The following is a 12,735-nucleotide window of genomic DNA, read 5'->3' on the forward strand; positions in this document are numbered from 1 at the left end:
CAGCATGCCACGGGTACCCCTGCGGGAATGACGGCACCGACAGAGAGCACCAAGACAGTCGCGATCGCGTTCGGCGCCAACCTGGTCGTCGCGGTCGCCAAGACACTTGCCGGCGTGCTGTCCGGGTCGGCGTCGATGGCGGCCGAGGCCGCCCACTCGTGGGCGGACACCGGTAACCAGGCGTTCCTGATGGTGGCCAACCGGCGCGGTAGCCGGGCGGCGGACCACAAGCACCCACTGGGCTACGGCCGGGAGGCGTATGTCTGGTCGCTGCTGGCCGCGGTGGGGTTGTTCGTCGTCGGGGGCACGGTGTCGGTCTGGCGCGGGGTCAATGAACTGCTCGACGATCGGCCCGCCGATGAGCACTACCTGGTGGCGTATGTGGTGCTGGGCATCGCGCTGGTGATGGAGGGCATCTCCTGGACACAGGCGGTGCGGCAGCTGCGCACGGATGCCCACGAGATGGATCGCGAGGTGCTCGAGTACGCGATGAAGACCTCCGATCCCACGGTTCGTGCGGTGTTCGCCGAGGACAGTGCCGCACTGATCGGGATCGTGCTGGCCGGTGCAGGCATCGGGCTGCACCAGCTGACCGGGGACGCGGCCTGGGATGCGGCCGGGTCGATTCTCGTGGGATTGCTGCTCGGCGTGGTGGCGGTGCTGTTGATCGACAGCAACCGGCGGTTCCTGACCGGGGAGCCCGGGACGCCGCGGCTGCGCGATGCGGTGGTGGCCTCGATCGAGGCACTCGACGAGGTGGCGTCGGTCCGGTTCATCCGGCTCGAATACATCGGGCCCCGACAGCTTTTCGTGGTCGCCAGCGTGGACCTGGTGGGCGATCAGATCGAGTCGCGCATCGCGCACACCCTGCGCGATCTGGAACGCAGGCTGGAAGCCGATCCGCACATCGTCGACGTCGTGCTGACGATCGCCGAGCCCGCCGAATTGGACGACGCCGTCACTCGTCGATGATGCCGTGGCGCAGCGACTCCAGCGCGGTCCGGCACAGCCTTCCCAACTCGGCCAACGATCGGTCCTCGCCGACCATCCACAGCTCCATCGCACCGAAGACCGCTGCGGCGATGCACCGCGCCGTCACGATCACCCGTAGACGCTCGTCGGGTGTCTTCGGCGCGGCGCTCTCCGAAAGCTGGTCGGCGATTGCGTCGGCGAACTCGGCCTCCACCTGCCGGGTGTGACGCACTATGCGACCGGGGTCGAGCTCCCTGGCCCGCAGCGCGGCGATCTGGGCGACCGCCTCGGGATCGTAGGGTGAGGCTTCGATGGCCGACTGCACCGATTCGAGAATGGACGCCCCCGGTGAGCGGGCCTGCAAAGCGGTGCGGAACCACTCCAGGCCCACGTCGTAATCGGCGAACAGCAGGTCGTGCTTCGACGTGAAGTGCCGGTAGAAGGTGCGCAACGAGACGCCTGCGTCGGCGGCGATCTGCTCGGCGGACGTGTCCTCGACGCCTTGGGCCAGAAAGCGCACAAGAGCCGCGCGACGCAGGGCGTCGCGCGTGCGCTCGCTGCGCGCGGTCTGAGCAGGGCGAACCACGGGGGTAACGTACCGCAAAAGCAATTGTCAAAATTGACAAAACCTGGACCAAGGTTCACTACAGTTACGAAGCCATGACGCTCCTCGTTCATGCAGTACTGGCAGTTCTCGTCATCGGATGGATCATCGGGTCCAATTCGGCTGTCTTTCGCCGGCCGGCTGACGGCCCCGCGGTCAGCGCGCTCGAGATCCTCTACTACCTGGTCGGCATCGCTTCGATAGTGCTGGGCTGGTACTTCAACATCCAGTTCGTCCACCAGTACGCCGACGGCACCGGCAACGTGTTCACCGGAGCCGGCAGCTGGTGGCAGTTCATCACCCTGGGCTACGACAACCCGGCAGCCGCGTCGGCCAGCCAGGACTACACGATCGGCAACGTGATCCTGCTGCCGTTGTTCACGATCGTCGACGGCTACCGGCGCGGCATCCGCCGCCCGTGGCTGTACTTCGTGGCGAGCCTGTTCACCAGCTTCGCGTTCGCCTGGGCGTTCTACCTGGCCACCGTCGAACGCCAACGGCTACATGAAAAGTCGCTTCAGGCGGTCGGGGCGAGCGTCGGGTAGTCGATATAGCCCGCGGGTCCCGGCGAGTAGAACGTGGCCACGTCTGGCTCGGTCAGCTCGGCGCCGGTGCGCAACCGCTCGATGAGGTCAGGGTTGGCCAGGTAGGCCCGGCCAACCGCGGCTGCGCTGATGGCACCCCAGTCGGCGAGGTTCTCCAGCTCGCAGAAACTGGTATCGACCTCGCGGCCGGTGTTCAGGACAAACGGTCCGGACCACAGTGCCCGGACGATTCCGAACTCGGGTGCGTCCGGGTTGATCAAGACGTGCAGGTATGCCAGACCGAGCGGCGAAATCCGTTCCAGCAGAGCCTCATAGGCAGAGACGGTGTCGACCTCGTTCACGTCGCCCGCGCCGTTTCCCGGCGAAATCCGCAACCCCACCCGCTCGGCGCCGATCTCGTCGGCGACCGCCTCGATCACCTCGGCGGTCAGCCGCGCGCGATTTTCTGCCGATCCGCCGTACCGGTCGGTGCGGGTGTTGGTGGCATCAGCCAGGAACTGGTGCAGCAGATAACCGTTGGCGGAATGGATTTCGACCCCGTCGAGACCGGCGTCGACGGCACGGCGCGCGGCAGCACGGAACTGCGCGACCACGCCCGCGATTTCGTCGGTGTCCAGTGCCCGTGGCACCGGCAGCGGCTTCTTGCCGGCCGGGGTGTGCGCCAGCATCTTCGCCGCGATCGCCGAGGGCGCCACCGACTCGGCGCCGCTGATGTCCGGGTGCGCCATCCGGCCGACGTGCCACAGCTGCACGAACATCAGCCCGTCCTCGGCATGCACGGCTGAAGCGACTTCGGCCCACTTCTCCTGGTGCTGGTCGGTGTAGATCCCCGGGGTGTTGACGTAGGCGCCGGTGCCGACCTGCGAGATGGCCGTGGCTTCGGTGATGATCAGCCCCGCCGATGCGCGCTGCGCGTAGTACTCGACCTGCAGGTCGCTCGGCGTGCCGTCCGACTGCGCGCGCGACCGCGTGAGCGGCGCCATGAACAGCCGATTCCGGGCGGTGGTCGCCCCGATGGTGATCGGCTGAAGCAGGGCTGAGTCGTCAGTCAGCGTGAACGTCATGCTTGCCTACAAGTGCCTCGGGTGCCTATTCATTCCCTGTCCCTATGGATCGTCGTCTTTCGGCAGGAAACGCTCAGGATGGTGGTAGTCGTTGGTTCCACCGATCATTGGCACGTCAGGTGGCGGGATCCACTCGGTCTGGCCATTGGGGAGTTGCCGAGTGGTCCAGCCGTCGTTTTCCACCAGAAGGTTGTCGCATTTGCATGCCAGAGTCATGTCGTCGACGTCGGTGTTGCCGCCGTGTTTCCAGTCCTTGGCTGCGTGATGGACCTGACTGCCATATCCCGGCACGGTGCAGCCCGGGGCGGTGCAGCCGCGATACTTGGCCAGCAACATGATTCGCTGATCTGCCGAGGCCAGCCGTTTGGATCGCCCGAGCCACAACGACTTACCCGACACCCCGTCGAATACCGCGAGGTAGTGGTTGGCGCGCGTGGCCATCCCGATCAGATCCGGAATCGGTACCATCGTTCCACCCGCCGTGACAGCGTGGCCCGCGCCCGCCTGCAACTCCTGGAGGGTCGTGGTCACGATCACGGTGACCGGAAGTCCCTTGTGCTGACCGAGTTTGGGATCGCCGAGCCTGGCTTGAACCAGCTCGGTCAGCGCGTCGTGTTGGCGCTGGCCATGGCTACGCAGATCGTCAGTGTCAGGTGCAGCGAATTTGGCGAACCATGCCTCCAGCATCGACCGCAACTGCGGATCGGCCACCAGCTTGCCGACACTCATCCCGTCGGCGCGCTGACCACCGCACCACACAAACCCCCGCTTGCGCGCCCGGTCCTCGTCGGAGAATCTCCCGTCGGGGTTGAGGTGGATCGCCAACCGGTCAGCGACCTTCTCCAACTGATCGGGCCGCATGCTCTGGGCATGCCCAGCCAGCGTGCGTTCGGCTTTCTCGACCGCGACCGGGCCGACATGATCGGGCAGGTCGCGGAAGAACTTTTGAATGACCCGCACGTGATCACCGTCGAGAAGCCCACCGTCCCAGGCTTTCGCCGTCGCCGGCAACAACGGGGGCAATAATTCACCCGTTAATGCCCGACGCGGGACCAACTGCTCGGCATCCCGCGCCCGACGCCGTGCCGCGCCGCGGCTGATCCGCAACACGTCAGCCAGCACGACCGGTATCGGCGGGCACCCCTCGTACCGCTCCAGGTGGGCAATCTGACTGTGCGAGATGGCGCGCTGTCGACGAATCGCAGTTTCGAGTCGCTCGATGGCGGCGAACCGCTCCGGTCCGGACAGCTCCTCGATGTCGACGGCGCCCAACAGTTCGATCGCGGTGTCGAGCGCCTCCAACGCCGCATTGATCGAACCCATGTTCGAAACAATACGTCGCGCCTCCGACAAGAAGGCGAAGCCGAATCCAGCCTGTGGATGAACTCCGATCTGTGGATAAACAGCAGCGCCCCAACAGAATTCAGCCGGTGCGCACCTCGTCCAAGAACCCGCGCACGGTGGCCTCGGAAGCCGAGGCGGGCAGCCCGACCATCACTCGGTCGATGATCCCGTCGCAGCGCTCCTTCAGCGCTGAAGCCAGACCATCAAGCGGCGCGACAACGGCGAACGTCGACAGGATCTCGTCGTCGATCAGCGTGGCCATGGTGTCCCACTGGCCTTCCAGCGAGAGCCGATGCAACTCGGTTTGCAACTCACCCCAGCCGTGCAGCTCCAACACTTTTCGATACGCGGGCGTGGAAGCGTAAAACGCGATCTGCTTCCGCGAAGCCGCCGCAGCGGCTGCCATCTCCGTCTCATCCGAACCGGTGACGACGAATACCGGTGCCATCAACTGGAAGTCGCCGCGCGAGCGGCCCGATTTGGCCATTCCTCGCTGCAGCGCTGGAATCGTCACCTCGTCGAAATACCGTTTCGTGGTGAACGCGTGCGCGATCATGCCGTCGGCCACCTCGCCGCACATCTCCGTCATCAACTCGCCGACGGCGGCGATCACGATTTTCGGCGACCCGTACGGATGCGGCTCAGGGACGAACATCGGCGTCATCAGCCGGTGGGTGTAGAACTCGCCATCGAAGCTCAGCTTCGTGCCGTCGCGCCAGCAGGCCCAGATCTCATGCAGCGCAGTGACGAATTCGCCCATGCGCCGGGCCGGGTGGCTCCACGGCATGCTGAACCGCTTCTCGATGTGCGGCTTGATCTGTGTGCCCAACCCGAGCAGCAGCCGACCCTGTGAGTAGTCCTGCAGATCCCAGCCGATGTTGGCCACGTTCATCGGATTGCGGGCGAACGCCACCGCGATCGACGTCCCCAGTTCGATCCGTGTGGTGTGCTCGGCGGCCAGGGTCAGCGGTAGGAATGGGTCGTGGTTGATCTCGGCGGTCCAGCAGCCGTCGTAGCCGATTCGCTCCAGCTCGCGCGCCGCATCGGCGACCCCGGCGAGCCGGCTGATCACGCCCCGATCGACTTTGAGACCGCCGACCTCGCCCATGTCGGCAGACGCTACAGTAAGCAATTCAGTATGGTCAACGCCGCCATAGTTAGGACACGTCGATGAGCAACGCACAGGACTGGCAGGAGACGCTCCACGACCTGAGTCGACGTCGCCAACACGCGCATTCAATGGGCGGTGACGAGCGCCTGGCAAAGCACCATGGCAAGGGAAAGCTCGACGCCCGGGGCCGAATCGACCACCTCCTCGATCCGGGAACGTTCCAGGAATTCGGCACCCTGGTCGGCGGGGAGATCGCCGCCGACGGATTGGTGGCTGGCGCCGGCCGCATCGACGGAACACCGGTGATGGTGGGCGCCGAGGACTTCACCACGCTGGCCGGCAGCATCGGGCCGGGCGGCAACGCCAAGCGCTATCGGCTGGCCGAGCTCGCACTGCGCAACAAGATCCCGTTGGTGATGTTGTTGGAGGGCGCCGGTTTCCGCGCCGCGGGTGGCGAGCACTACGGCCGCACGCCGACCGATCTGATCGCCCAGGCCAGGTGCTCGGGCAAGGTGCCTACCATTTCCGCGGTCCTCGGCCCGTCGGCCGGCCACGGGGCGCTCGTCGCGCCGGTGTGCGATTTCTCGATCATGAGCAACCAGGGTGCGATCTTCACGGCCGGTCCTCCCGTCGTGAAAGAGGCTACTGGAGAGGAGATCTCGAAAGAGGACCTCGGCGGCCCGACAGTTGCGCTGCCCAGCGGCGTCATCCACAACGTCGCCGAATCCGACGAAGCGGTGCTTGATGACATCCGGCGGTATCTGTCCTACTTCCCCTCCAGCGCATGGTCGTATCCCCCGACCCGCCTGTACGACGAGGAGGCCGGGCTTCGCCCCACCCCGGAGCTGCTCGACATCATCTCCCGCGACAACCGCAGCATCTACGACATGCGCACCGTTCTCGACGTCATCTTCGACGAGACCGACTGGTTCGAGATTCAGCCGAAGTTCGGTCCGGCGATCATCTGTGCGCTGGCCCATCTGGGCGGCTATCCCGTCGCGGTTGTCGCCAATCAGCCGACCGAGCTGGCCGGATCCATCGACTCCGACGCGGCCGACAAGGCCGCGCATTTCATCATGGTCGCCGACTCGTTCCATCTACCGATCGTGTTCCTGGCCGACAACCCGGGCATGCTGCCGGGCAGCCAGTCCGAGCGCGACGGTGTATTGCGCAGCGGGGCAAGGATGTTCGCGGCTCAGACCGCGGCCACAACGTTGAAGCTGCATGTCACGTTGCGCAAGGCCTTCGGCTTCGGCTCGATGGTGATGTCGTTGCTCGGATTCGACAACCAGGTGGCGACGTTCGCCTACCCCGGGGCCACGATGGGCGCGATGAGCGCCGCTGCGCTGAGCCGTGCCTCGCACGCGGACGAAGACGTCACCGAGATCTTGAAGAACATGGAACTCGAGGCGTCCTACCGCTCGGCGGGTAGCCTCGGATTCGACGAGCTGATCTCCCCGGAGGAAACCCGCAACGCACTGGTGTTGGCATTGCAGCGCGGCATCTTCAGCCGACAGGAAGTCGCCGAGCCGGTGAGCCGCACGGTGATCACGCCTTAGTCGCGCTCAGAGGGCGAAGGCCTGCGGCGGCCCCGCCAGCTTTGCCTTGGCCTGCCACCCGATCGCGTCAGTGATCTCGATATCGCCTGCTTCTAGCCCATCGAGGGCCAGCTCGACGAGTGTGGCCGGTTCGGTGACGGAGCCGTCGGGGAACTCGATCCCGGCGCTGCGGGCGAATTTGAACAGCGTCTCGGTGCCGATTAGTCCGGGGACAAGACCGACGACTTGTGTTCCCTGACTGGCCAATTCGATGCGCACCCCGTTGGTCAGACCCCACTCGGCCGACTTGGCCGCAGCGTAGGCGGTGTTGCCGTCCACGGTGAGCCATGCGGCCGCCGACAGCACGTTCACGATGGCACCGCCGCCGTTGCGGGCGAGAACCGGTGCGAACGCCCGGATGACGTTCAGCGTGCCGAAGTAATTGGACTCCATCACCCGCCGAACGGCATCCAGGTCGCCCGTCACCAGGTTGCCGCCCGCGGTGTCAGCGGCGTTGTTGATCAGTGTGTCGACATCGCCGGCGATCTCGGCGGCGGCGCGGACCGAGTGCGGGTCGAGGATGTCCAGGCGGAGCACCTCGGCCCCCGGGATATCGACGAGCTCCGGCCGTCGCGCCGTGGCGTATACCTTGGCCCCGCGCCGGAGGAGTTCGGTCACGAAATGCGCGCCGACGCCGCCCGTAACCGCGAGTCGCTACTGGCCGCGGCCGAGGAAGTGTTCAATGAGCGCGGCGTGGAGGCGTCGGTCGCGGATATCGCCCGTCGCGCGAGGGTGGCCAAAGGCACGGTGTTCCGGCACTTCGCCTCGAAGGAGGATCTGATCGCCTCCCTCGTCTGCGGGCACCTGGTCACCCTCACCGACGCCGTGCACCGGTTGGCGGATGCCCAAGATCCGGGCGCGGCCCTGCTGGAGTTCCTGACCATCGCAGCCGACCAGCGACGCCAGCACGATCTGACCTACCTGATCACATACAGCGCGAATGATGCCCGGGTAGTAGCGATTCGCGATGCGGTGCATGCCGGCGTCGAGACGCTCGTGGCCAACGCGCAGGCCGTCGGCGCGATCCGCACCGATGTCACCGGGACCGACGTCTTCCTACTGATGTGCGCACCGGTGCACGTGATGGACGGTCTGTCCGATCCGCCACCGGACTTGTGGCGCCGCTACCTGGCGATCATCTTCGACGGGTTACGCCCGGAAGGTGCGAGCACGCTACCGCTGCCTGCGCCCGAATTGTCTTGAGGGATTACATTCTCGCGCCAACGCGCTGAGTGCGGTATCGAGCCTTCTGTCGACCGCTACTTCACCGTCTGCCGGTAGGCCGCGACGACGGGCTCCAGCTCGTCCGGCGTGGCGCCATGCATGATCACCGCATCGGCACCGTAGTCGAACTCCTTGCGGATCCGGTCAACGCACTGCTGCGCCGACCCCGTGGCGGACGGTTCCAGCCACTCGTCGGGGATCAGTGTCGCAATGTGCTCGATCTGTTCAGCCGTCGCTTTGTGGTCGATGCCGCCGCCGACGGACTGCACCACCGAGTCGGCGCGGAAGCGTTCCAGTACAGCGGGATCCCAGTTGTTCGTAGACACCAGGAGATCGCCGTAGCCCTGCAGGTACGTCGCCAGCCGCGCGGCGGTCTTCTTCAGGCGCAGTTCTTCCGGCAGGTGATCACCGACGGTCGCGAAGCACGACCACACCCGCACGCTGGCCGGGTCACGGCCCGCCTGCTCTGCGGCATCCTTGACCGTCTTGACGCAGCGCGCCAACGTCTCCGGGGTGAAGTACGTATGCAGGATGACGTCGTCGAACTCCCGGCCGCCCAGCTTCAGCGTCTGCGGCCCGAAGGCGACGATGGCGAGCCTGATGTCCTCGTCGAAGTCGGGATCCAGGAACAGAACCGGATACTTTCCCAGTGGCCCTTCATGATTGAAGATCAACTCGCCGTGCCACAGCCGCCGCATCACCTGGGCGAAGTCTTCCATCTGCGCGGTGGTCACCGGCGGAATGCCGAACGCCCCGTAGATCGCCGCGATGCCGCGACCGATACCGAGCGTGAACCGGCCACTGGAGAGGCGGTGCATCGTGGTGGCCCACGAGCCGGTGATCAGCGGGTGGCGCGTGTTGTGATTCGTTGCTGCCGTGGCGATCTGCATCCGGCTGGTGACGGCAAGGGCCGCGCCGACGAGCGATGAGGCCTCTTTGACGTTCCAGCGTTCGGAGATGAACCCGGTGCCGAATCCCAGCTCCTCGCCGCGGCGGGCCTCATCCATCAGGGTGGCCGGACCCTCACCACCGGCACCGGCCAGCAGGTAGTAGCCCAATTCATCCAATACGCGCTGGGTCACGCCCATGTCGCTCCGCTCCTGCCCACCGGACGTCACGCCCACACTCCTTGTTTGTAGCCGCAATTCCAGACTTCGGTGATCCTGCCGTCGACGACCCGGAAGACCTCCATGCTGCCGACGGTGACCTGCGTTCGGTCTTTGAGGGTCATCGGCGACTGGTAGACGATCGCGACATGCTCGCCGTCGTCGCCAGCCACGACGAGATTCAGGTCGAACCGGATCTCGTCGAACATCTCCAGGTGGTCGACGATCCGCTTGACCGCCTGGTCATGAGTGAGCACCACCGCTTCACCGACCTCGTGGCGAATCACGCTGTCGCCCAGCAACTGCTCGGCAAGAGCGATATCGCGGGTGTTCCAGACCACCAGGTTGTAGGTCTCGACGACCTCGCGGGCAGTGCGGCTCATCCGAACACCTCCAGTGCGTCGATATCGGCGATCGTGGCCACCGCCCGGTCCGTCAGGGTCAGGCACAGATCCCGCGAGCGCTGCGGCAGGGCATCCCAGCCAATGAGCGTGATGACGGGCAGCACGATCAGGAAGCCGGTCGCGAGCCGATAGTGCCGCCATGCTTCGTCGAACGAGTAGCCGACGTCACCGAGGTCGTCGAGGTAACCGCGCAGCAGCGCCTCGTCCTGGCCCCGCCGGATATCGGTGGGCAAGCCCTGGCTGACCAGATAGGCGATGTCCGCAGCCCCGGCACCGACGCAGGCGAACTGGAAGTCCACCACCTTCATTCGATCACCTGAGAAGAACATGTTGTCCGCCCGGATGTCGCCGTGCAGCAGCATCGACCGCTCGGTCAGCCCGTCGAGCGCGATGGCGGCGTGCTCGGTGAACTGCTCGGCGAAGCCGGCAACGGCTTCAGGAACAGGCTGATCCGAGTTCGCCCGGTAGATCTCCCACCCCGGCCCGAAGGCGGGCACCAGCAGATCCCGGACCGCGGGCATATCAAAGCCCGGAAATGCCTGCAGTGCTTGGATATTCGCTGGTTGCATCGACCAAGTGTGCAACCCGGCCAGCTGCTTGATACACAACCGGGCTCGTTCGATCGACAGCCCCGCCAGGTGGTCGGCGTTCTCCCAGTCCTGAAGGTCCTCGAGCAGCAGCACGAAATCGGCGGATTCGTCGGCGATCCGTGCGGTGTAGACCTGCGGCGTGCCCATCGGTGCGCGGCCGGCAATGTCGCGGTAGAACGCCAGTTCCCGGCGGTAGCCGCCGAGCAGCTCCATGGCACCGCGGGCCTCCGACTGAGCGGCCAATTTCGCGATCACAGTCGGCGGAACACCGTCACCGGTCAGGTGCAGCCGATACAGCAGCGACGAGAACCCGCTGTCCTGAGCGATCTGCTCGGCGACGACGCCGGTGACGGTCGTGCGCAGCGCCTCGGTGAGCCACGCCGGGTCAACGGCGTCGATGCCTGACGGCACCGCTGCCGTCGCTGAAGTCACTCTCGCAAGATAGTTGTCGCCCGTCTAATATGCAAGGGTGCCCTCTCCCGCACGCGGATTGACGCAGCCCGAACGAGTCGAGACGTCCCGACGCCGGCTCATGGAGGCCGCCGCCGAGCTGATCGTCGAGAAGGGCTGGGAGGCAACGACCGCCGCCGAGATCGGCCGACGTGCCGGCTATAGCCGCACCATGGTTCACGCGCGCTTCGGCGGCAAGGAAGCCATCTTGGAGGACTTCCTGCAGGAGTATGTCAACCGGCTGAGTCCGGATCTCATGCCGCAGGCAACGGGTATGGACCAGGTGCTCGCTCACATCGACCGGATCCGCGACCTCTATGCGCACGACCGCGACGTCTTGCGCGCGATGTTCGTCTCTACCTTCGAGGCGATGAAGACCACCTCACCACTTCGCGAGCGGGTCCAGCAGCAGTTGGCCGGGGGCGTCGCCAATGTGGCCGCCGCTCTTCGAAAGGGACAGCGGGATAAGTCAGTTCGCCGGGACCTTGATCTGGACCGGGCGGTCAGTGATATCACTGCTGCGTTCTTCGGTCTCGCCTTCCAGTGGGTCGCGCTGCCGTCCGGGTTCGACCTCGACACCGAATTGGACCACGCGCGGGCCAGGATTGTGCGGGACTACGGCGCCTGAGCCAGTTCCCGCAGAAACAGTTCGGTCTGCGCCTGCACCGCGCCCGAGAACAGATGTCCGACGTGGCCACCGTCGTGCCAGTACAGCTGGCCGCCCCAGTGTTCGTGCATGGCCAACGCGCACTGCCGGTACGCCATCTGGTCGTGCCAGGCGCCAACGATGAGCCGCCGGTCCGGTGGCGGTATCGGGTCCAGCGCGAGTGGATCGATCACGGACGTCAACTCCGAGACGATGTCGGATGCCATTGCAGCACCGACGATATCGGCCGCTGAACCCCACCGGTGCAGATGACGGGCGATCATTCCGTTCAAGCCGAGGATCGGTGTGTAGAGGGCGACGGCGCCGACCCTTTTGTCCAACCCTGCGACCAGAGCCGCGACGGCACTTCCCAATGACAACCCCGACAGCGCGATCGCCGTCGAGTCCGGCTCGATCCAGCCGATGACCGCACGGACCTCCGAGACGGCCCGCACCATTCCCGCGACGTTGGCGACCGGATCGGTCCCGGGATACGCCGGCCAGCGATTGCGCCGCGGTCCGTGCCCGGGCTGGACCGGCAGCGCAACGTTGAAGCCCAGGTCCCGGTGGATGCGTCCGACCCTGGCGACCAGGATGTCCGACATCCCACCCTGGCCGGCGCCGTGCACCCACACCAACCATGGCCTCGGACCGTCGCCGTGGCGGAACAGCACCACTTCGGCACCGGCCGGGCCGTCGTGGCCATCCGCCAGTGCGGCTACCAGCCGCGGGTCGTGGTCGTAACTCATCCGCTCATAGGACAGCACGCCCGCACGTACTGCTCGAATCTCTCGTACTCGCAACGGTTCCGGATCACGATGCGCACCGGTCACGCCAAGTGCGGCCAGCTCCGCCGCAACCCCGGCATATTGCTCGACCGGCCGCTCCATCCGTGGTGGCGACGACATCAGGGTCATCCCGGTGACCACGAGCTCGTCGAGTGCCACCTCGGCTACCTGGCGCACACCCGGGCCGGACAGTGGATTCCAGTCTGCCGATTCTCGCAGCGCGGCCACCGACCGTGGCAGCACGCCACCGAGTTGGGTGGCGAGCCGATGCACGTTGCTCAGCCGCATC

Annotated in this window: 14 protein-coding genes; 5 read left to right on the forward strand and 9 right to left on the reverse strand. The window is 65.9% G+C overall.

The features are described 5' to 3' along the window. The first annotated feature begins 27 nt into the window (after positions 1-27). Complete coding sequence (locus AB431_RS24840; RefSeq protein ID WP_047332178.1) at positions 28-972, forward strand: cation diffusion facilitator family transporter; 945 nt, start codon at positions 28-30, stop codon at positions 970-972. Here the strand turns inward: AB431_RS24840 and AB431_RS24845 are convergent. After that, entirely contained in the window at positions 959-1,558 is a 600-nt protein-coding gene (locus AB431_RS24845) for a TetR/AcrR family transcriptional regulator (protein ID WP_047332179.1), read from the reverse strand. The two genes, AB431_RS24840 and AB431_RS24845, sit on opposite strands and share 14 nt — an antisense overlap. 74 nt (positions 1,559-1,632) lie before the next feature. On the opposite strand from AB431_RS24845, the gene AB431_RS24850 reads away from it, so the two are divergent. Then, positions 1,633-2,121, forward strand: a complete 489-nt coding sequence (locus tag AB431_RS24850) for a DUF2834 domain-containing protein (RefSeq protein ID WP_047332180.1) — start codon at positions 1,633-1,635, stop codon at positions 2,119-2,121. Here AB431_RS24850 and AB431_RS24855 read toward each other — a convergent pair. The 3 genes from AB431_RS24855 to AB431_RS24865 all read right to left on the reverse strand — a co-directional run bounded on the left by AB431_RS24855 (position 2,094) and on the right by AB431_RS24865 (position 5,637). Next, positions 2,094-3,185, reverse strand: coding sequence for an alkene reductase (locus tag AB431_RS24855; RefSeq protein WP_047332181.1), 1,092 nt, complete (start codon positions 3,183-3,185; stop codon positions 2,094-2,096). The two genes, AB431_RS24850 and AB431_RS24855, sit on opposite strands and share 28 nt — an antisense overlap. Before the next feature lie 42 nt (positions 3,186-3,227). Next, positions 3,228-4,508, reverse strand: coding sequence for an HNH endonuclease signature motif containing protein (locus tag AB431_RS24860; RefSeq protein ID WP_047332182.1), 1,281 nt, complete (start codon positions 4,506-4,508; stop codon positions 3,228-3,230). A gap of 100 nt (positions 4,509-4,608) precedes the next feature. Next, entirely contained in the window at positions 4,609-5,637 is a 1,029-nt protein-coding gene (locus tag AB431_RS24865) for an LLM class F420-dependent oxidoreductase (protein ID WP_047332183.1), read from the reverse strand. A 62-nt stretch (positions 5,638-5,699) separates the two neighbouring features. Between AB431_RS24865 and AB431_RS24870 the strand changes: the two genes are divergently transcribed. Then, a complete protein-coding gene (locus tag AB431_RS24870; protein WP_047332184.1) occupies positions 5,700-7,199 on the forward strand; it encodes an acyl-CoA carboxylase subunit beta in 1,500 nt (499 codons plus the stop codon). 6 nt (positions 7,200-7,205) lie between these two features. Here AB431_RS24870 and AB431_RS24875 read toward each other — a convergent pair whose 3' ends face one another. Further along, a complete protein-coding gene (locus AB431_RS24875; protein WP_047332185.1) occupies positions 7,206-7,856 on the reverse strand; it encodes an SDR family NAD(P)-dependent oxidoreductase in 651 nt (216 codons plus the stop codon). 3 nt (positions 7,857-7,859) lie between these two features. Between AB431_RS24875 and AB431_RS24880 the strand changes: the two genes are divergently transcribed. Further along, on the forward strand, positions 7,860-8,441 hold the full coding sequence (locus tag AB431_RS24880) for a TetR/AcrR family transcriptional regulator (RefSeq protein WP_047332186.1): 582 nt from the start codon (positions 7,860-7,862) through the stop codon (positions 8,439-8,441). 56 nt (positions 8,442-8,497) lie between these two features. Here AB431_RS24880 and AB431_RS24885 read toward each other — a convergent pair whose 3' ends face one another. Genes AB431_RS24885 through AB431_RS24895 form a run of 3 tightly spaced genes read right to left on the reverse strand, consistent with a single transcriptional unit; the run spans position 8,498 to position 10,994 of the window. Then, positions 8,498-9,613, reverse strand: a complete 1,116-nt coding sequence (locus AB431_RS24885) for a TIGR03857 family LLM class F420-dependent oxidoreductase (RefSeq protein ID WP_369803090.1) — start codon at positions 9,611-9,613, stop codon at positions 8,498-8,500. Further along, positions 9,577-9,951 carry a nuclear transport factor 2 family protein gene (locus AB431_RS24890; RefSeq protein ID WP_047332187.1) on the reverse strand — a complete coding sequence of 125 codons (375 nt, stop codon included), beginning with the start codon at positions 9,949-9,951 and terminating at the stop codon, positions 9,577-9,579. The genes AB431_RS24885 and AB431_RS24890 overlap by 37 nt, the downstream gene beginning before the upstream one ends. Continuing rightward, a complete protein-coding gene (locus AB431_RS24895) occupies positions 9,948-10,994 on the reverse strand; it encodes a phosphotransferase (RefSeq protein ID WP_047332188.1) in 1,047 nt (348 codons plus the stop codon). The genes AB431_RS24890 and AB431_RS24895 overlap by 4 nt, the downstream gene beginning before the upstream one ends. 37 nt (positions 10,995-11,031) lie before the next feature. Here AB431_RS24895 and AB431_RS24900 point away from each other — a divergent pair, with 37 nt between their 5' ends. Beyond that, positions 11,032-11,640, forward strand: a complete 609-nt coding sequence (locus tag AB431_RS24900; RefSeq protein WP_047332189.1) for a TetR/AcrR family transcriptional regulator — start codon at positions 11,032-11,034, stop codon at positions 11,638-11,640. Here the strand turns inward: AB431_RS24900 and AB431_RS24905 are convergent. Continuing rightward, a complete protein-coding gene (locus AB431_RS24905) occupies positions 11,628-12,734 on the reverse strand; it encodes an alpha/beta hydrolase (RefSeq protein WP_047332190.1) in 1,107 nt (368 codons plus the stop codon). The two genes, AB431_RS24900 and AB431_RS24905, sit on opposite strands and share 13 nt — an antisense overlap. Position 12,735: the final 1 nt, after the last annotated feature.

Source organism: Mycobacterium sp. EPa45 (assembly GCF_001021385.1).
Taxonomy (GTDB): domain Bacteria; phylum Actinomycetota; class Actinomycetes; order Mycobacteriales; family Mycobacteriaceae; genus Mycobacterium.